The sequence below is a fragment of the Escherichia sp. E1V33 genome (assembly GCF_004211955.1).
Taxonomy (GTDB): Bacteria; Pseudomonadota; Gammaproteobacteria; order Enterobacterales; family Enterobacteriaceae; genus Escherichia.
Genome location: NZ_RHJI01000017.1, coordinates 95,771 through 115,191 on the forward strand (window position 1 = coordinate 95,771; position 19,421 = coordinate 115,191).

20 protein-coding genes are annotated in these 19,421 nt (G+C 51.4%); 10 read left to right on the forward strand and 10 right to left on the reverse strand.

What is annotated here, in order from left to right:
* Positions 1-84: 84 nt before the first annotated feature.
* A complete protein-coding gene (asd, locus tag D9742_RS15980; protein WP_130237544.1) occupies positions 85-1,053 on the forward strand; it encodes an archaetidylserine decarboxylase in 969 nt (322 codons plus the stop codon).
* 21 nt (positions 1,054-1,074) lie between these two features.
* The gene (gene mscM, locus D9742_RS15985; RefSeq protein WP_130237545.1) at positions 1,075-4,398 is read left to right on the forward strand and encodes a miniconductance mechanosensitive channel MscM; all 3,324 of its coding nucleotides are present in this window, start codon (positions 1,075-1,077) and stop codon (positions 4,396-4,398) included.
* A gap of 30 nt (positions 4,399-4,428) precedes the next feature.
* Here mscM and D9742_RS15990 read toward each other — a convergent pair whose 3' ends face one another.
* The 4 genes from D9742_RS15990 to epmA all read right to left on the reverse strand — a co-directional run bounded on the left by D9742_RS15990 (position 4,429) and on the right by epmA (position 7,804).
* Complete coding sequence (locus tag D9742_RS15990) at positions 4,429-4,743, reverse strand: YjeO family protein (protein WP_130237546.1); 315 nt, start codon at positions 4,741-4,743, stop codon at positions 4,429-4,431.
* Positions 4,740-5,054: a protein YjeN gene (gene yjeN / locus D9742_RS15995; protein ID WP_130237547.1), complete on the reverse strand. Its 315-nt coding sequence runs from the start codon at positions 5,052-5,054 to the stop codon at positions 4,740-4,742. Before yjeN ends, D9742_RS15990 begins: the two co-directional genes overlap by 4 nt.
* Positions 5,055-5,105: 51 nt before the next feature.
* The gene (gene yjeM / locus D9742_RS16000) at positions 5,106-6,608 is read right to left on the reverse strand and encodes a glutamate/gamma-aminobutyrate family transporter YjeM (RefSeq protein WP_130237548.1); all 1,503 of its coding nucleotides are present in this window, start codon (positions 6,606-6,608) and stop codon (positions 5,106-5,108) included.
* A 218-nt stretch (positions 6,609-6,826) separates the two neighbouring features.
* Positions 6,827-7,804 carry an elongation factor P--(R)-beta-lysine ligase gene (gene epmA / locus D9742_RS16005; protein ID WP_064525770.1) on the reverse strand — a complete coding sequence of 326 codons (978 nt, stop codon included), beginning with the start codon at positions 7,802-7,804 and terminating at the stop codon, positions 6,827-6,829.
* 323 nt (positions 7,805-8,127) lie between these two features.
* Between epmA and frdA the strand changes: the two genes are divergently transcribed.
* The 6 genes from frdA to blc all read left to right on the forward strand — a co-directional run bounded on the left by frdA (position 8,128) and on the right by blc (position 13,265).
* Positions 8,128-9,936, forward strand: coding sequence for a fumarate reductase (quinol) flavoprotein subunit (gene frdA / locus D9742_RS16010; RefSeq protein ID WP_130237549.1), 1,809 nt, complete (start codon positions 8,128-8,130; stop codon positions 9,934-9,936).
* Positions 9,929-10,663, forward strand: a complete 735-nt coding sequence (gene frdB, locus D9742_RS16015) for a fumarate reductase iron-sulfur protein (protein ID WP_064525766.1) — start codon at positions 9,929-9,931, stop codon at positions 10,661-10,663. Before frdA ends, frdB begins: the two co-directional genes overlap by 8 nt.
* Before the next feature lie 10 nt (positions 10,664-10,673).
* A complete protein-coding gene (gene frdC / locus D9742_RS16020; protein WP_001568431.1) occupies positions 10,674-11,069 on the forward strand; it encodes a fumarate reductase subunit FrdC in 396 nt (131 codons plus the stop codon).
* Between the two features lie 10 nt (positions 11,070-11,079).
* Positions 11,080-11,439: a fumarate reductase subunit FrdD gene (frdD, locus tag D9742_RS16025; RefSeq protein ID WP_010344911.1), complete on the forward strand. Its 360-nt coding sequence runs from the start codon at positions 11,080-11,082 to the stop codon at positions 11,437-11,439.
* 62 nt (positions 11,440-11,501) lie between these two features.
* On the forward strand, positions 11,502-12,644 hold the full coding sequence (locus D9742_RS16030; RefSeq protein WP_130237550.1) for a BlaEC family class C beta-lactamase: 1,143 nt from the start codon (positions 11,502-11,504) through the stop codon (positions 12,642-12,644).
* An 87-nt stretch (positions 12,645-12,731) separates the two neighbouring features.
* Complete coding sequence (blc, locus tag D9742_RS16035) at positions 12,732-13,265, forward strand: lipocalin Blc (RefSeq protein ID WP_130237551.1); 534 nt, start codon at positions 12,732-12,734, stop codon at positions 13,263-13,265.
* Here blc and sugE read toward each other — a convergent pair.
* The 4 genes from sugE to efp all read right to left on the reverse strand — a co-directional run bounded on the left by sugE (position 13,262) and on the right by efp (position 14,755).
* Positions 13,262-13,579 carry a quaternary ammonium compound efflux SMR transporter SugE gene (sugE, locus tag D9742_RS16040; protein ID WP_000118482.1) on the reverse strand — a complete coding sequence of 106 codons (318 nt, stop codon included), beginning with the start codon at positions 13,577-13,579 and terminating at the stop codon, positions 13,262-13,264. The two genes, blc and sugE, sit on opposite strands and share 4 nt — an antisense overlap.
* A 175-nt stretch (positions 13,580-13,754) precedes the next feature.
* On the reverse strand, positions 13,755-13,901 hold the full coding sequence (gene ecnB / locus D9742_RS16045) for a lipoprotein toxin entericidin B (protein ID WP_000239596.1): 147 nt from the start codon (positions 13,899-13,901) through the stop codon (positions 13,755-13,757).
* Between the two features lie 110 nt (positions 13,902-14,011).
* Positions 14,012-14,137 carry a lipoprotein antitoxin entericidin A gene (ecnA, locus tag D9742_RS16050; RefSeq protein ID WP_130237552.1) on the reverse strand — a complete coding sequence of 42 codons (126 nt, stop codon included), beginning with the start codon at positions 14,135-14,137 and terminating at the stop codon, positions 14,012-14,014.
* Between the two features lie 51 nt (positions 14,138-14,188).
* Positions 14,189-14,755 (reverse strand): elongation factor P, encoded by a 567-nt coding sequence (efp, locus tag D9742_RS16055; RefSeq protein WP_000257278.1) that lies wholly within the window; start codon positions 14,753-14,755, stop codon positions 14,189-14,191.
* Between the two features lie 41 nt (positions 14,756-14,796).
* On the opposite strand from efp, the gene epmB reads away from it, so the two are divergent.
* Positions 14,797-15,825: an EF-P beta-lysylation protein EpmB gene (gene epmB, locus D9742_RS16060; protein WP_130237553.1), complete on the forward strand. Its 1,029-nt coding sequence runs from the start codon at positions 14,797-14,799 to the stop codon at positions 15,823-15,825.
* Between the two features lie 384 nt (positions 15,826-16,209).
* On the forward strand, positions 16,210-17,079 hold the full coding sequence (locus D9742_RS16065) for a YjeJ family protein (protein WP_130237554.1): 870 nt from the start codon (positions 16,210-16,212) through the stop codon (positions 17,077-17,079).
* A gap of 202 nt (positions 17,080-17,281) precedes the next feature.
* On the opposite strand, the gene D9742_RS16070 is transcribed toward D9742_RS16065, so the two are convergent.
* On the reverse strand, positions 17,282-17,635 hold the full coding sequence (locus tag D9742_RS16070; RefSeq protein WP_000558209.1) for a DUF4156 domain-containing protein: 354 nt from the start codon (positions 17,633-17,635) through the stop codon (positions 17,282-17,284).
* A gap of 137 nt (positions 17,636-17,772) precedes the next feature.
* Positions 17,773-19,419, reverse strand: a complete 1,647-nt coding sequence (groL, locus tag D9742_RS16075; protein WP_000729132.1) for a chaperonin GroEL — start codon at positions 19,417-19,419, stop codon at positions 17,773-17,775.
* Positions 19,420-19,421: the final 2 nt, after the last annotated feature.

Consider the following 19,421-nt stretch of genomic DNA (forward strand, 5'->3'; position numbering starts at 1 on the left):
CCGTCGTTAGAATCGTCCCCTTTTTTTCAGGATCCGGCATGTAGGCCGGATCAGGAACGACAAAACAATGGCCTGGAGGCTACCTTGTTAAATTCATTTAAACTTTCGCTACAGTACATTCTGCCGAAACTATGGCTTACTCGTCTGGCGGGTTGGGGCGCAAGCAAGCGGGCAGGATGGCTGACAAAACTGGTTATCGATCTGTTCGTTAAATACTACAAGGTCGACATGCAAGAGGCGCAAAAGCCGGACACCGCCAGCTACCGCACCTTTAACGAATTCTTTGTCCGTCCGCTGCGTGACGAAGTACGCCCAATCGATACCGATCCGAATGTACTTGTCATGCCTGCCGATGGCGTTATCAGCCAGTTGGGTAAAATCGAAGAAAATAAAATCCTGCAAGCCAAAGGCCACAACTATAGCCTCGAAGCCCTGCTGGCAGGTAACTACCTGATGGCGGACCTGTTCCGCAACGGTACGTTTGTGACCACTTACCTCTCCCCGCGTGACTACCACCGCGTACACATGCCGTGCAACGGTATTCTTCGTGAGATGATCTACGTGCCGGGCGATCTCTTCTCCGTTAACCATCTCACTGCTCAGAACGTGCCGAATCTGTTTGCCCGTAACGAACGCGTGATCTGCCTGTTCGATACCGAATTTGGCCCAATGGCGCAAATTCTGGTCGGGGCGACGATTGTTGGCAGCATTGAGACTGTCTGGGCGGGCACCATTACGCCGCCGCGCGAAGGCATCATCAAGCGCTGGACCTGGCCTGCCGGGGAAAACGACGGTTCTGTGGCGCTGCTGAAAGGCCAGGAAATGGGTCGCTTTAAACTTGGCTCTACCGTTATCAACCTGTTTGCACCGGGTAAAGTGGATCTGGTTGAGCAACTGGAAAGCCTGTCTGTCACGAAAATTGGCCAGCCGCTGGCAGTATCTACCGAAACTTTTGTTACGCCAGACGCTGAACCGGCCCCGCTTCCTGCTGAAGAGATCGAAGCAGAACAAGACGCCAGCCCATTGGTTGACGACAAAAAAGACCAGGTCTAATCCATCAAAGGAAACGCTGACGTGCGCCTGATTATCACTTTTCTGATGGCCTGGTGCCTCAGTTGGGGGGCGTACGCCGCGACGGCCCCCGATAGCAAACAAATCACCCAGGAACTGGAGCAGGCAAAAGCGGCAAAACCCGCGCAGCCGGAAATCGTAGAGGCTCTCCAGTCTGCATTAAATGCGCTTGAGGAACGAAAAGGTTCCCTTGAGCGCATCAAGCAATATCAAGAAGTCATTGATAACTACCCGAAACTCTCCGCTACTCTGCGCGCGCAATTAAACAACATGCGTGACGAGCCGCGCAGTGTGTCGCCGGGAATGTCTACCGACGCGCTGAATCAGGAAATTCTCCAGGTCAGCAGTCAGTTGCTGGATAAAAGCCGTCAGGCCCAGCAAGAGCAGGAACGCGCCCGCGAGATTGCCGATTCACTGAATCAACTGCCGCAACAGCAAACCGACGCCCGCCGTCAGTTAAATGAAATCGAGCGCCGCCTGGGAACGCTTACCGGCAATACTCCGCTTAATCAGGCACAAAATTTCGCGTTGCAGTCTGACTCCGCACGCCTGAAAGCGCTCGTTGATGAACTGGAGCTGGCGCAGCTGTCTGCCAATAACCGTCAGGAATTAGCGCGCTTGCGCTCTGAGCTGGCGGAAAAAGAGAGCCAGCAACTGGATGCATATTTGCAGGCCTTGCGTAATCAGTTAAACAGCCAGCGTCAGCTGGAGGCGGAGCGGGCGCTGGAAAGCACCGAGTTGTTGGCAGAAAACAGTGCCGATTTGCCGAAAGACATCGTCGCGCAATTCAAAATTAACCGCGAACTGTCGGCGGCGCTAAATCAGCAGGCGCAGCGGATGGATCTCGTCGCTTCACAACAGCGTCAGGCTGCCAGCCAGACGTTACAGGTCCGGCAGGCGCTGAATACCCTGCGTGAGCAGTCACAATGGCTGGGATCGTCCAACCTGCTCGGCGAAGCGTTGCGGGCGCAGGTGGCACGACTGCCAGAAATGCCGAAACCGCAACAGCTTGATACCGAAATGGCGCAGTTGCGCGTGCAACGGTTACGTTATGAGGATCTGCTTAATAAACAACCGCAACTGCGACAAATCCTTCAGGCTGACGGTCAGCCGCTGACCGCCGAACAAAACCGTATTCTCGAAGCACAGCTGCGTACTCAGCGTGAGTTGCTTAACTCATTGTTGCAGGGCGGCGACACGCTACTGCTTGAACTGACCAAGCTGAAAGTTTCCAACGGGCAACTGGAAGATGCGCTGAAAGAGGTCAACGAAGCGACGCACCGCTACCTGTTCTGGACCTCCGACGTGCGCCCAATGACCATCGCCTGGCCACTGGAGATCGCCCAGGATCTGCGCCGCCTCATTTCGCTGGATACCTTCAGCCAGTTAGGTAAAGCCAGCATCATGATGCTGACCAGCAAAGAAACGATTTTGCCGCTGTTTGGCGCGTTGATTCTGGTCGGTTGCAGTATCTACTCGCGCCGCTATTTTACCCGTTTTCTCGAACGTTCGGCGGCGAAAGTCGGCAAAGTGACTCAGGATCACTTCTGGCTGACGTTGCGCACTCTTTTCTGGTCGATTCTCGTCGCGTCACCGCTGCCGGTGCTGTGGATGACGCTGGGTTACGGCTTGCGCGAGGCGTGGCCTTATCCGCTGGCGGTAGCGATTGGTGATGGCGTAACAGCCACCGTGCCGCTGCTGTGGGTAGTGATGATTTGCGCTACCTTTGCCCGCCCGAACGGCTTGTTTATCGCCCATTTTGGCTGGCCGCGCGAACGTGTTTCCCGCGGGATGCGCTACTACCTGATGAGCATCGGGCTTATCGTGCCGCTGATTATGGCGCTGATGATGTTCGATAATCTCGACGACCGCGAGTTTTCCGGTTCGCTGGGACGGCTTTGCTTTATCCTCATTTGCGGTGCACTGGCGGTAGTCACCCTCAGTCTGAAAAAAGCGGGGATCCCGCTGTACCTCAACAAAGAGGGTAGCGGCGACAACATTACCAACCATATGTTATGGAACTTGATGATTGGCGCGCCGCTGGTCGCTATTCTGGCAGCGGCAGTCGGTTACCTGGCAACGGCACAGGCGCTGTTAGCGAGGCTTGAAACCTCGGTCGCCATCTGGTTCCTGCTGTTGGTGGTTTATCACGTTATCCGCCGCTGGATGCTAATCCAGCGGCGCAGACTGGCATTTGACCGGGCAAAGCATCGCCGGGCCGAGATGTTAGCGCAACGTGCGCGTGGCGAAGAGGAAGCGCATCATCACAGTAGCCCGGAAGGGGCACTTGAAGTGGATGAAAGCGAAGTCGATCTCGATGCTATCAGTGCGCAGTCCTTGCGGCTGGTGCGCTCAATCCTGATGCTGATCGCCCTGCTTTCGGTCATCGTGCTATGGTCAGAAATCCATTCCGCTTTCGGCTTCCTCGAAAATATTTCGCTGTGGGACGTCACATCCACGGTACAGGGCGTGGAAAGTCTGGAGCCGATTACCCTCGGTGCGGTGCTGATAGCCATTCTGGTGTTTATCATCACCACGCAGCTGGTGCGCAACCTACCCGCGCTGCTGGAACTGGCAATCTTGCAACATCTCGATTTAACGCCGGGTACGGGCTACGCCATCACCACCATCACCAAATACCTGTTGATGCTGATTGGCGGGCTGGTCGGCTTCTCGATGATTGGTATTGAGTGGTCGAAATTACAGTGGCTGGTCGCCGCGCTCGGTGTTGGTCTCGGTTTTGGTTTGCAGGAAATTTTCGCCAACTTTATCTCTGGCCTGATTATCCTGTTCGAAAAACCGATTCGTATTGGCGATACGGTAACGATCCGCGATCTTACCGGCAGCGTGACGAAAATTAACACCCGCGCCACCACCATCAGCGACTGGGACCGTAAAGAGATTATCGTGCCAAACAAGGCGTTTATTACTGAGCAGTTTATCAACTGGTCGCTCTCTGACTCGGTCACGCGCGTGGTGCTGACGATTCCGGCCCCTGCCGATGCTAACAGTGAAGAAGTGACGGAAATCCTGCTAACCGCAGCGCGTCGCTGCTCGCTGGTGATCGACAACCCGGCACCGGAAGTCTTCCTGGTGGATCTACAGCAAGGGATCCAGATTTTCGAGCTGCGTATTTACGCCGCAGAAATGGGCCACCGCATGCCGCTGCGCCATGAAATCCATCAACTGATTCTGGCGGGCTTCCACGCCCACGGTATCGATATGCCATTCCCGCCCTTCCAGATGCGTCTGGAAAGCCTCAACGGTAAACAAACGGGGAGAACGCTGACTTCTGCGGGTAAAGGTCGTCAGGCAGGAAGTTTGTAAGGTTTTTGTGGCCGGATGACCCCATCCGGCTCACAAACAAAACTGATAGCGCAGGAAAAACTGCCACAGCCAGTAACCGAAAATCACCAGCGCAGTGACGTACATAAACCAGCCGCGTTTTTTTCGCCACAGCGCGAACCAGAGAAAGGGGAAAAAGAGCGGCAACGTTAATATCACACCGACATCACGGGTATCGTCATTTTCCAGATACTCCAGCACATGGCAGATATTTTTAACCCCACCTTCATCAATCATCCACTCTTTGTCCAGCGTGGAAGTGATGACTATCCAGGGGATCGCCACAACAAACCAGATGCAGCACAAGACAAACATACGCGCACTCATGAGGTAATCGGTCGCTTAATTTCGCTAAAACGCATACAAAATAAATCGCCGTATCCCACTAATTCTCCGCGAAAAACCAGACATCTAATAAGATAAGCGCAATAGATATCCGGCAGGTTTCCCCACCGATTCCCGTCGCGATCTTTGAGGGTATTAATGGTATTACCGACCACCATCGCCACTTTACGGGTGTAGCGAACATCGGCAAAAGAAAGGATAACGTGCTCTATTTCTGCAACGTCCTGTGCAGAAAATTGCAGCGCCCTGATTTCATCTTCGGTTATTGCCGGATCCCGGCTGTTGTCATCCATAACATTCCCTGTATTTACGCCCTATCGTCAGACCGACGATAGGGCATCTGATTACTCAGCCACCCACTGCGGACTTTTTGCCACTCTGCTGCAATAGTTCTGGTAAATCGCCATCGCTAACAGCGAGAAGAAGACAGGGCCGCCAACCATCCACAATGTGCTATCCCAGTCTCCGGCTTCAACCACCGGCTGGATGATGGTGAAAACGTTCGCAAACGTCACCACCAGTACCACCACCACTGTCGCGATCGTTGCCGACATGTGTGTTTTGAAAATCACAAATGGTCTGTCGAGATCCTGACGAGCTTTAAAGAATGGGAAAGCCAACGCGAGGAACAGATAGGGAAGCGTCATAGAAACGTTCGCCATCAGCGTCAGCTTGTTAAAGAACGCCGATGCTGTACCACCGCCAAACGAAACCAGCAGGATGAAGACAGTAACCAGCCCACACTGCATCCACATGGCGATAGACGGCATGCCCATGGCGTTCAGTCGCGTCATCGGCTCCGGCCATAACGCTTTCGGCGTACCCTGGATGATCGCTTTTAGTGGCGAGTAGCAAAGTGTAAAAAACGCGCCGGTGTAAGCCAGGAACATCGAAAGCCCGGTAATACGCGCAAACCATACGCCCAGCGACAATGACGCTTCAGGTGACAAATGCAGCACGTTACCCAGCGTCATCCCCAGGCTTTTCATCAACACATAGGTGATATTGCCGAGATTAACGGAACCATTACTTAATACCTGCTGCCAGTTAGTGCTGACGCCCCATAAAAATATCGCCAGCGAATAGCCGATTGAAATAACAATAGCGGCAAAAACAATACCTTTGGCAAAGTTCTTTTCTGGGTTTTCTGTTTTATCTACCAGACCACCAACAGCTTCAATTCCGCCGTAAGCGAAAATGGCAAATACCACAAACGATAACATCGCCAGACCGGATTGATATCCTGGATTCGGCGATACCACAAAATCAATATCCTGCGCAAAATGGCCACCATTTAATAACAAAATGGCAATGCTCACTAACAGTAATACTAAATTAAGACACATTACTGCAATACCACCTACCGCAGTAATACGGGCAATTTTATTAATCCCTTTTGAGGCAACCACGGTAACCAGAATCATCCATGCCACCGCCAGCAGACCCACTACCTGCGTTGGCTCCAGGCCAGCAATGCGCCAGTGCTGAGTCATGTCGGTACCGTAGAGGAACGTAGAAAATGGTACCCAAACTTTAGCTGAGGTACTCACCATCCAGATGATATAAGAGGAAAACCACATAAATGTGCCGATAAACGCGAAACGTGGTCCAACACTATTATTCATCCAGGAATAGATGCCGCCTTCTTCTTTGCGATAGGCCGCGCCCATTTCTGCCATCATTAAGGCAAATGGTATAAAAAATAATAATGCAGAAAATATATAAAAGGGAATCGCACTATACCCCATTAAATAATAAGCTGCCGGGCTATTGGCAAACCCAAATACTGAAGTAAAGATCATCAATATGAGCCCTATCAGACTCATCTTTTTTATCGTGTGAGGCATGAAATTATCCTTCGTTTTAGCACATGTATAAAACGCGCGCATTGAACTGCACTACCCATCAATTAACGGGCCGCAATAAAAAACTATACAGAATTGATACCTGGATGATAGCAAATATCCAGTCTTAAATTGTGGCCTTTAGCAGAAAAATGAAAACATCTGCTACAGAATGGCGTTACAACGCCATTCTGTGTGGTTAATTAGATGATTTTTCAGAATTATGCCCGGTCAACGCTAAAGGCTATAACTTCCGCAAGAGTCTCCGCGCCCAGCGCCAGCATCACCAAACGATCAACGCCCAGAGCCACGCCGGAGCAGTCTGGCATACCGACTTTCAGAGCTTCTATGAGGTTTTGGTCGATTGGATGCTGCGGTAAACCACGCGCCGCACGCTTACGGTTATCCTGCTCAAAGCGTTGTTGCTGTTCACGAGCGTCCGTTAATTCGTGGAAACCATTCGCCAGCTCAATACCTTTGTAGTAGACCTCGAAGCGCTCTGCGACCCGATGATCTTCGGTACTGATTTGCGCCAGTGATGCCTGACTGGCCGGGAAATGATAAACAAAGGTCGGTTTTTCTTTACCAATGTTCGGTTCCACACCAAAGGTAAACAGCAACTGCAATAGCGTATCGCGGTCTTCTTCGGTATCGGCAACGTTGCTCAGATCCAGTTTCGCCGCCACTTCCCGCAGCTGCGTTTTATCTGCTGAGAGCGGATCAATATCCAGATAACGTAAGAAAGCTTGCTGATAAGAAAGGCTTTCTGCCGCAGGACAATCCAGTACTTGTTGAAGAAGATCGTCAACTTCGTTCATCAACCGGTACATATCATAATGCGGCCGATACCACTCCAGCATCGTGAACTCAGGGTTGTGATAACGCCCCATCTCTTCATTACGGAAGCTGCGGCATAGCTGGAATACTGGGCCACAACCGGCAACCAGCAGGCGTTTCATGTGATATTCAGGGCTGGTCATTAACCAGAGATTCATCCCCTGAGAGTGTCCGGGGCCAACGAAACGTGTCTCAAACGGGACCAAGTGAATATCGGTTACCGTCGCCTGGCTCATACAAGGCGTCTCCACCTCCAGCACTCCACGATCGGCAAAGAAACGACGGATCTCCGCCATAATCGCCGCGCGTTTTAATAAGTTAGGAATGGATGCGCTCGGCTGCCAGGATGCCGTTTCGCTCATAGTGAAATCTCCAGTTTTTAACAAGGGCACGAAGTCTACTCGCAACGCGACGGCGAGACAAATTTTACGCAGGAATCATTCAGTGAGGGAGAGTGACTAAAAAAACCACAATCTGATGGTTTAGTAATTAAATTAATCATCTTCAGTGATAATTTAGCCCTCTTGCGCACTAAAAAAATCGATCTCGTCAAATTTCAGACTTATCCATCAGACTATACTGTTGTACCTATAAAGGAGCAGTGGAATAGCGTTCGCAGACCGTACTTTCAGGCACTTACCCTGAAATACGTGGCTGTGGGATAAAAACAATCTGGAGGAATGTCGTGCAAACCTTTCAAGCCGATCTTGCCATTGTAGGTGCCGGTGGCGCGGGATTACGTGCTGCAATTGCTGCCGCGCAGGCAAATCCGAATGCAAAAATCGCACTAATCTCAAAAGTATACCCAATGCGCAGCCATACCGTTGCTGCAGAAGGGGGCTCCGCCGCTGTCGCGCAGGATCATGACAGCTTCGATTATCACTTTAACGATACAGTAGCGGGTGGCGACTGGTTATGTGAGCAGGATGTTGTGGATTATTTCGTCCACCACTGCCCAACCGAAATGACCCAACTGGAACTGTGGGGATGCCCGTGGAGCCGTCGCCCGGATGGTAGCGTGAACGTACGTCGCTTCGGCGGCATGAAAATCGAGCGTACCTGGTTCGCCGCCGATAAGACCGGCTTCCATATGCTTCACACTCTGTTCCAGACCTCTCTGCAATTCCCGCAGATCCAGCGTTTTGACGAACACTTCGTGCTGGATATTCTGGTTGATGATGGTCATGTTCGCGGCCTGGTGGCAATGAACATGATGGAAGGTACGCTGGTTCAGATCCGTGCTAACGCAGTGGTGATGGCAACCGGCGGCGCTGGCCGTGTTTATCGTTATAACACCAACGGCGGCATCGTTACTGGCGACGGTATGGGTATGGCGCTGAGCCACGGTGTTCCGCTGCGTGATATGGAGTTCGTTCAGTATCACCCGACCGGCCTACCGGGTTCCGGTATCCTGATGACCGAAGGTTGCCGTGGTGAAGGCGGTATTCTGGTCAACAAAAATGGCTACCGTTATCTGCAAGACTACGGCATGGGTCCAGAAACTCCGCTCGGCGAGCCGAAAAACAAATACATGGAACTGGGTCCACGCGACAAGGTTTCTCAGGCCTTCTGGCACGAATGGCGTAAAGGCAACACCATCTCCACTCCGCGTGGCGATGTGGTATACCTCGACCTGCGTCACCTGGGCGAGAAAAAACTGCACGAACGTCTGCCGTTCATCTGTGAACTGGCGAAAGCTTACGTTGGCGTCGATCCGGTTAAAGAGCCGATTCCGGTACGTCCAACCGCGCACTACACCATGGGCGGTATCGAAACCGATCAGAACTGTGAAACCCGCATTAAGGGCCTGTTCGCAGTGGGTGAATGTTCCTCTGTAGGTCTGCACGGCGCAAACCGTCTGGGTTCCAACTCCCTGGCGGAACTGGTGGTCTTTGGTCGTCTGGCTGGTGAGCAAGCGATGGAGCGTGCATCTACTGCCGGTAATGGCAACGATGCAGCAATCAATGCACAGGTTGCTGGCGTTGAACAGCGTCTGAAAGATCTGGTTAACCAGGACGGCGGCGAAAACTGGGCGAAGATCCGCGACGAAATGGGCATGGCCATGGAAGAAGGCTGCGGTATCTACCGTACGCCAGAACTGATGCAGAAAACCATCGACAAGCTGGCGGAACTGCAGGAACGCTTCAAGCGCGTGCGTATCACCGACACTTCCAGCGTGTTTAACACCGACCTGCTTTACACCATTGAGTTGGGCCACGGTCTGAACGTTGCCGAATGTATGGCGCACTCCGCAATGGCGCGTAAAGAGTCCCGCGGCGCGCACCAGCGTCTGGACGAAGGTTGCACTGAACGTGACGACATCAACTTCCTCAAACACACTCTCGCCTTCCGCGATGCTGATGGCACTACTCGCCTGGAGTACAGCGACGTGAAGATTACTAAGCTGCCGCCGGCCAAACGCATGTACGGTGGCGAAGCGGATGCAGCCGATAAGGCGGAAGCAGCCAATAAGAAGGAGAAGGCGAATGGCTGAGATGAAAAACCTGAAAATTGAGGTGGTGCGTTATAACCCGGAAGTCGATACCGCACCGCATAGCGCATTCTATGAAGTGCCTTATGATGAAACCACCTCATTGCTGGATGCGCTGGGCTATATCAAAGACAACCTTGCGCCGGACCTGAGCTACCGCTGGTCCTGCCGTATGGCGATTTGTGGCTCCTGCGGCATGATGGTTAACAACGTGCCGAAACTGGCATGTAAAACCTTCCTGCGTGACTACACCAACGGCATGAAGGTTGAAGCGTTAGCTAACTTCCCGATCGAACGCGATCTGGTGGTCGATATGACCCACTTCATCGAAAGTCTGGAAGCGATCAAACCGTACATCATCGGCAACTCCCGCACTGCAGACCAGGGGACTAACATCCAGACCCCAGCGCAGATGGCGAAGTATCACCAGTTCTCCGGTTGCATCAACTGTGGTCTGTGCTATGCCGCATGCCCGCAGTTCGGCCTGAACCCAGAGTTCATCGGTCCGGCTGCCATTACGCTGGCACATCGTTATAACGAAGATAGCCGCGACCACGGTAAGAAGGAGCGTATGGCGCAGTTGAACAGCCAGAACGGCGTATGGAGCTGTACTTTCGTGGGCTACTGCTCCGAAGTCTGCCCGAAACACGTCGATCCGGCTGCGGCCATTCAGCAGGGCAAAGTAGAAAGTTCGAAAGACTTTCTTATCGCTACCCTGAAACCACGCTAAGGAGTGCAACATGACGACTAAACGTAAACCGTATGTACGGCCAATGACGTCCACCTGGTGGAAAAAATTGCCGTTTTATCGCTTTTACATGCTGCGCGAAGGCACGGCGGTTCCGGCTGTGTGGTTCAGCATTGAACTGATTTTCGGGCTGTTTGCCCTGAAAAATGGCCCGGAAACCTGGGCGGGATTCGTCGACTTTTTACAAAATCCGGTGATTGTGATCATTAACCTGATTACTCTGGCTGCAGCCCTGCTGCACACCAAAACCTGGTTTGAGCTGGCGCCAAAAGCCGCCAATATCATTGTAAAAGACGAAAAAATGGGACCAGAGCCAATTATCAAAAGTCTCTGGGCGGTAACCGTGGTTGCCACCATCGTAATCCTGTTTGTTGCCCTGTACTGGTAAGGAGCCTGAGATGATTAATCCAAATCCAAAGCGTTCTGACGAACCGGTATTCTGGGGCCTCTTCGGGGCCGGTGGTATGTGGAGTGCGATCATTGCGCCGGTAATGATCCTGCTGGTTGGTATTCTGCTGCCGCTGGGTCTGTTCCCGGGTGATGCACTGAGCTACGAACGCATTCTGGCATTCGCGCAGAGCTTCATTGGTCGTGTATTCCTGTTCCTGATGATCGTTCTGCCGCTGTGGTGTGGCTTACACCGTATGCACCACGCAATGCACGACCTGAAAATTCACGTGCCTGCGGGCAAATGGGTATTCTACGGTCTGGCTGCTATCCTGACAGTTGTCACGCTGATTGGTATCGTTACAATCTAACGTATCGCCAATGTAAATCCGGCCCGCCTATGGCGGGCCGTTTTGTATGGAAACCAGACCTTATGCTCAAAACGACGCTTTGCGCCTTACTGATTACCGTCTCTTGCTCCACACTTGCCGCCCCCCACAGTGAACAACAAATCAACGATATTGTGCATCGCACGATTACCCCACTTGTTGAGCAACAAAAAATCCCCGGCATGGCCGTTGCAGTGATTTATCAGGGCAAGCCTTATTACTTTACCTGGGGCTACGCGGATGTGGCAAAAAAGCGGCCCGTCACGCGGCAAACGTTGTTTGAGCTAGGCTCGGTCAGCAAAACATTCACGGGCGTGCTCGGTGGCGACGCTATTGCTCGAGGGGAAATCAATCTAAACGATCCCGTCACAAAATACTGGCCTGAACTTACGGCTAAACAGTGGAATGGGATCACACTATTACATCTCGCAACCTACACCGCTGGCGGCCTGCCATTGCAGGTGCCGGATGACGTTAAATCCGCAACTGACCTGCTACGTTTCTATCAAAACTGGCAGCCTGAATGGGCGCCAGGAACACAACGTTTGTACGCGAATTCCAGTATTGGTTTGTTCGGCGCACTGGCTGTGAAGCCGTCTGGTTTGAGTTTTGATCAGGCGATGGACACCCGTGTCTTCCAGCCACTCAAACTCAACCATACGTGGATTAATGTACCGCCTGAAGAAGAAAAGAATTACGCCTGGGGATATCGCAAAGGTAAGCCAGTGCATGTTTCACCTGGGGCGCTGGATGCTGAAGCTTACGGTGTGAAATCGACGATTGAAGATATGGCTCGCTGGGTACGAAGCAATATGAATCCCCGTGATATCAATGACAAAACACTTCAGCAAGGTATCCATCTGGCGCAATCTCGCTACTGGCAAACCGGCGATATGTATCAGGGCCTGGGCTGGGAAATGCTCGACTGGCCGCTAAATCCTGACAGCATCATTAACGGCAGTGACAATAAAATCGCGCTGGCGACACGCCCAGTAAAAGCGATTACCCCCCCAACTCCTGCTGTACGTGCATCATGGGTACATAAAACAGGCGCGACCGGTGGTTTTGGCAGCTACGTCGCGTTTATCCCAGAAAAAGAGCTGGGTATTGTGATGCTGGCTAACAAAAATTATCCCAATCCAGCGAGAGTCGCTGCCGCCTGGCAGATTCTCAACGCTCTGCAGTAAAATTTCATCGGGTCCGAATTTTCGGACCTTTTCTTCGCATTTTCTTGCTGTCATCTACACTTAGAAAAAACCAGTAAGGAAACATCTATGCGCCTGCTTCCCTTCGTTGTCGCAGCGACGGCTGCATTTCTGGTCGTTGCCTGTAGTTCTCCTACGCCACCGCGTGGCGTGACCGTAGTGAATAATTTCGACGCTAAACGCTATCTCGGCACCTGGTATGAGATTGCTCGTTTTGATCACCGATTTGAGCGCGGGCTGGAGAAAGTCACCGCAACATACAGTCTGCGAGATGATGGCGGCCTGAATGTCATCAATAAAGGCTATAACCCTGACAGAGAAATGTGGCAACAGAGTGAAGGGAAAGCGTACTTTACCGGCGCGCCGACCCGCGCTGCGCTGAAAGTGTCATTCTTTGGCCCTTTCTATGGCGGTTATAACGTGATTGCACTCGATCGGGAGTACCGCCATGCGCTGGTTTGCGGCCCGGACCGCGACTACCTGTGGATACTCTCCCGCACGCCAACCATTTCTGACGAAGTTAAACAGGAGATGCTGGCAGTCGCGACCCGGGAAGGGTTTGATGTCAGTAAGTTTATTTGGGTACAGCAGCCCGGTAGTTAGTGAGTGCTGAGTTTCAGACCAATAATACCCAATACAATTAACGCCAGACTCGCCAGGCGCATCGGGTTAGCGGACTCGCCGAGCAGCACAATGCCGGTGATAGCCGCGCCGACTGCGCCAATCCCCGTCCACACGGCATAAGCCGTCCCTACAGGTAATGACTTCATCGCCCAGGCAAGTAGCGCCATACTGACAATCATCGCCGTCACGGTAATAACACTTGGCGTCAAACGACTAAAGCCGTGGGTATATTTCAGGCCAACGGCCCATACCACTTCGAGCAGACCAGCAATAACTAAGATAATCCAGGACATATCAGGCTCCGGAGAATTGGGGCCGTCCCCGGTGAAAAGAGGCGTTTGCAGGTCGTCCTGCAAAGCTGATGGTTGAACGGATATTTTGCCAGGTGGCAGGGGAATTTCAACTATTACCTTAGTGACTATCGCAGAAAAAACAAACGGCACGACACAGCTGTCGTACCGTTATTGCTTATTGCTGCGCTTTCGTCGCTGCGCCAGAAATCGCGTTACCGCCATCAGAAATGTCTTCACCAACGCCACGCGTGGTGTTGCAGGCAGTTAATACAGTTGAAAGCACCAGAACAGAAAAGATCGCTGCAATTGTCTTCTTCACCATAACGTCTTCCTTTTAGGTAATGTTATTTGTGTTTGCCTATAGCAAATTAATAATAGACAACATCGCCAAAAATGACGGAAATCTGATGATTTTTCTGAAGAGAAGAAAAATTAGCTGGCAGCGCGGGAGATGGAATTACCGAGATGTTTAATGTCTTCACCAAAACCGCGAGCGGTGTTACAGCCCGTGAGCAGCGCACTGGCAAGCAAAACAAGAAGGATAAGGTGTTTCATCATCTCTGACCTGAATAAGTGATGGTGCAGCCTGCAGGCCGCACCACAACCGCATTACTTCACGCGAGAGACGTATTCACCAGAGCGGGTATCCACTTTGATGACTTCGCCGATCTGTACGAACAGCGGAACTTTAACCACAGCGCCAGTAGACAGGGTAGCTGGTTTGCCGCCAGTACCTGCGGTATCACCTTTCAGACCTGGATCGGTATCAACGATTTCCAGTTCAACAAAGTTCGGCGGAGTTACGGAGATTGGCTGGCCGTTCCACAGAGTTACGATGCACTCTGCCTGATCCAGCAGCCATTTAGCGTTGTCGCCAATTGCTTTCGCATCAGCAGACAGCTGTTCGAAGGTTTCGTTGTTCATGAAGTGCCAGAACTCACCGTCGTTGTACAGGTAAGTCAGGTTCATATCGACAACATCAGCGCCTTCAGCGGAATCGGTAGATTTGAAGGTTTTTTCTACGCGAGTACCGGTCAGCAGGCGACGCAGTTTAACGCGAGCGAATGCCTGACCTTTACCCGGTTTCACGAATTCACTGGCTTCAACCGCGTAAGGTTCGCCATCTAACATGATTTTAAGACCAGCACGAAAATCGTTGCTATAGTACGTTGCCATAAGGCCCTCTGAAATTTATTAATTGGTAGCTAAGCCACAAAATGGCGCATATTGTAACCCTAAATACCCCATCCAGAGAAGATTGGTTAACGCAACTTGCCGATGTTGTGACCGATCCTGATGAACTTCTACGTCTTTTGAATATAGACGCAGACGAAAAACTGTTGGCCGGACGCGGTGCTAAAAAGCTGTTTGCCCTGCGTGTGCCTCGATCATTTATTGAACGCATGGAGAAAGGCAATCCAGACGATCCACTTTTGCGTCAGGTACTTACCTCGCAAGATGAGTTTGTCGTCGCGCCCGGATTCTCCACCGACCCGCTGGAAGAACAGCACAGCGTAGTGCCTGGTTTGTTGCATAAATACCACAACCGGGCGCTATTGCTGGTAAAAGGCGGCTGCGCGGTAAATTGCCGCTATTGCTTCCGTCGCCACTTCCCGTATGCCGAAAATCAGGGCAACAAGCGTAACTGGCAGACTGCACTTGACTATGTTGCTGCGCATCCAGAACTGGACGAGATGATTTTCTCCGGCGGCGATCCGCTGATGGCGAAAGATCACGAACTGGACTGGTTGCTCACACAACTGGAAGCCGTCCCGCATATCAAACGTCTGCGGATTCACAGCCGTCTGCCGATTGTGATCCCGGCACGCATCACAGATGCGCTGGTTGAACGCTTTGCTCGTTCTACGCTGCAAATCTTGCTAGTGAATCACATCAACCATGCCAATGAGGTAGATGAAACGTTCCGTCAGGCGATGGCTAAATTGCGCCGTGTCGGCGTCACCCTGCTTAATCAAAGCGTTCTGTTACGTGGCGTGAACGATAACGCGCAAACGCTGGCAAATCTGAGTAATGCACTGTTTGACGCTGGTGTGATGCCCTACTACCTGCATGTGCTCGATAAAGTGCAGGGCGCGGCGCATTTCATGGTGAGCGATGATGAAGCACGGCAGATTATGCGTGAGCTTCTGACGTTAGTATCGGGATATCTGGTGCCAAAACTGGCGCGCGAGATTGGTGGCGAACCCAGCAAAACACCGCTGGATCTCCAGCTACGCCAGCAGTAACTGATTAAACAGGGAAGTTAAACATTAAAATTGCCTGATGCGCTACGCTTATCAGGCCTACATCGTGCATTGAAATTTCAATGAACTGTAGGCCAGATAAGGCATTTACGCCGCATCCGGCAAGAGCAACAAACGCAAGTACACCAACCTGTCATTAAACTGGGAAATTTAATCTTTGCCCGTTGCATAACCTTTAATTATTCATATGCATTGCTGTTGTTACTCTTTATATAACCAACACCAATAATTAACCTTTCTTTTCTGTTTATATAGAGTGAGCACGGCTATTTATGTTATTTTAACAACTATTACTACCAAGCCCATTCATCTGGCTTATAAATTAAAATTAATTATTTAATTGAGAAATGGTTAGGGAGAACCTACATGGCCATAAGCATCAAGGGTGTTAATACTGGTGTTATTCGCAAGAGTAATAATTTCATTGCGCTGGCGCTGAAAATAAAAGAGCCTCGCAATAAAGAATCGTTGTTCTTCATGTCTGTCATGGAACTGCGCGACCTGCTGATTGCGCTGGAAAGTCGTCTGCATCAAAAGCATAAACTGGATGCTGCTGCACGCCTTCAGTATGAGCAAGCTCGCGATAAAGTCATTAAGAAAATGGCAGAAAATATCCCAGAAATTCTGGTTGATGAGCTTAAAAATGCCGATATTAATCGTCGGGTTAACACGCTGGAACTTACTGATAATCAGCGCGAAAATCTTACCTTCGTATTAACGCTACATGACGGCAGCAAATGCGAATTAGTGGTCAATGAGTTGCAGATTGAAATGCTGGCACGAGCAATCATTCATGCAATTAATAATGCAGAAATGCGTGAACTGGCGTTACGTATTACATCGTTGTTAGATTTTCTGCCGTTATATGATGTCGACTGCCAGAATGATGGCAATCTGGAATATGACACCTATTCCCAACCAGAATGGAAACATAATCTGTTTAGTCATTATCTTGCGGTACTTTATCGCTTTAAAGATGAAAGTGGCAAAGAGCAATTTAGCGGCGCAGTAGTGAAAACGCGTGAAGCAACACCGGGTAAAGAAGTGGAGGCTATCACTCGCCGGATGCTTGATTTCAGCCCACGATTGAAAAAGCTCGCTGGAGTGCCGTGTCAGGTCTACGTTCGTACCGTGGCAGCAAATAACGCCCAACCACTGACCCAGGATCAATGCCTACGCGCACTGCATCACCTACGCGTTCAGTCCATCAGCAAAACTGCACCACGGGCGAAATAATCTCATCTGTTTTACTACGAGGCTGGAATCATCCAGCCTCAGATTGCTGACAAAGTGCTCGTTTCTCTTGCCGGATGTGGCATAAACGCCTTATCTGGCCTACAAATTTTCGAACATTCAATCAACTGCAATGCCAAATGTAGGCCTGATAAGCGAAGCGCATCAGGCAATTACACGCTCGTCATCCAATCTCTGAATCACATCAGTTCGGGCACTTATAAACCTGACCGATAATCTGGCTATCCGTCGGGACAAAGCTGGACAACATGCCCTGCGACGGGCTGCTGATACCATAAATCACGTTACCGCCCATTGCTGCCGCCTGGTTGCGCAGATCGTTTGCTGCGCCGCGCATAGAACCGCCTTCTTCGCCGTGTTGCCCGGAAAGCCAGTTACTTTGTTTACCAGTAGCTGTACCAATCAGCTGGCACTCTGCACCAGGTTGCTCGTCCACGATGCGAACGCTCTGTCCGGCAGCACTCAATTCGTTGCTGGAGCTACAACCCGCCATCAGTAGCGCGGCACCGACAATCCCTGCTAAGTATTTTACGTGCATGTTATTCCCCATAATCAATGAGCTGGACGCAACTCGCGTCGTCCGTGTCTGAATCTTATACTAGAAAGATGACCAAAAGAAAAACCCCCAGGCATTTCTGCCCGGGGGTTTCTTTATTTCTGCGAGGTGCAGGGCAATTACATCATGCCGCCCATGCCACCCATGCCGCCCATACCGCCAGCAGCACCTAAGTCAGCTGCATCGTTTTTCGGCAGGTCGGTAACCATGCACTCGGTGGTGATCATCAGGCCAGCCACAGAAGCTGCGTACTGCAGAGCAGAACGAGTTACTTTGGTTGGATCCAGGATACCCATGTCGATCATGTTGCCATATTCTTCGGTTGCTGCGTTGTAACCGTAGTTGCCGTCGCCAGCTTTAACAGTGTTAGCAACAACAGACGGCTCTTCGCCGCAGTTCAGTACGATCTGACGCAGCGGAGCTTCCATTGCACGCAGTGCAACTTTGATACCCACGTTCTGCTCTTCGTTCTGACCACGCAGGTCAGCCAGTTTAGACGCTACGCGGATCAGCGCAACACCACCACCAGCAACCACGCCTTCTTCTACCGCAGCACGGGTCGCGTGCAGGGCGTCTTCAACGCGTGCTTTTTTCTCTTTCATTTCAACTTCGGTAGCAGCACCAACTTTGATAACTGCAACGCCGCCTGCCAGTTTCGCTACGCGCTCCTGCAGTTTTTCACGGTCGTAGTCAGAAGTTGCTTCTTCAATCTGCTGACGGATCTGAGCAACACGGCCCTGGATTGCAGCTTCTTCACCCACGCCATCGATGATGGTGGTGGTGTCTTTGTTGATTACAACACGTTTAGCCTGACCCAGGTCTTCCAGGGTTGCTTTTTCCAGCTCCATACCGATCTCTTCAGAGATTACGGTACCGCCGGTCAGGGTTGCGATATCCTGCAGCATAGCTTTACGACGATCGCCGAAGCCCGGTGCTTTAACCGCAGCGACTTTCACGATGCCACGCATGGTGTTAACAACCAGAGTTGCCAGCGCTTCGCCTTCAACATCTTCAGCGATGATCAGCAGCGGTTTGCCTGCTTTTGCAACGGCTTCCAGAACTGGCAGCATTTCGCGGATGTTGGAGATTTTCTTGTCAGCCAGCAGGATGAACGGGCTTTCCAGTTCTACTGCGCCAGTTTCCGGCTTGTTGATGAAGTAAGGAGATAGGTAGCCACGGTCGAACTGCATACCTTCAACCACGTCCAGTTCGTCCTGCAGACCAGTACCGTCTTCAACGGTGATAACGCCTTCTTTACCGACTTTGTCCATCGCTTCAGCGATCAGTTTACCTACGGTTTCGTCGGAGTTAGCGGAGATAGTACCAACCTGAGCAATCGCTTTAGAGTCGGAGCACGGTACGGACAGCGCTTTCAGTTCTTCAACTGCAGCGGTAACGGCTTTGTCGATACCACGTTTCAGGTCCATCGGGTTCATGCCCGCAGCAACAGCTTTCAGACCTTCAGTGATGATAGCCTGAGCCAGTACGGTTGCGGTGGTGGTACCGTCGCCTGCAGTGTCGTTCGCTTTAGAGGCAACTTCTTTCACCATCTGCGCACCCATGTTTTCGAACTTGTCTTCCAGTTCGATTTCACGAGCAACGGAAACACCATCTTTGGTGATGGTCGGTGCACCGAAAGATTTATCCAGAACTACGTTACGGCCTTTCGGACCGAGGGTAACTTTCACTGCATCTGCCAGTACGTTTACGCCGCGCAGCATTTTCACACGAGCGTCGTTACCGAATTTTACGTCTTTAGCTGCCATTA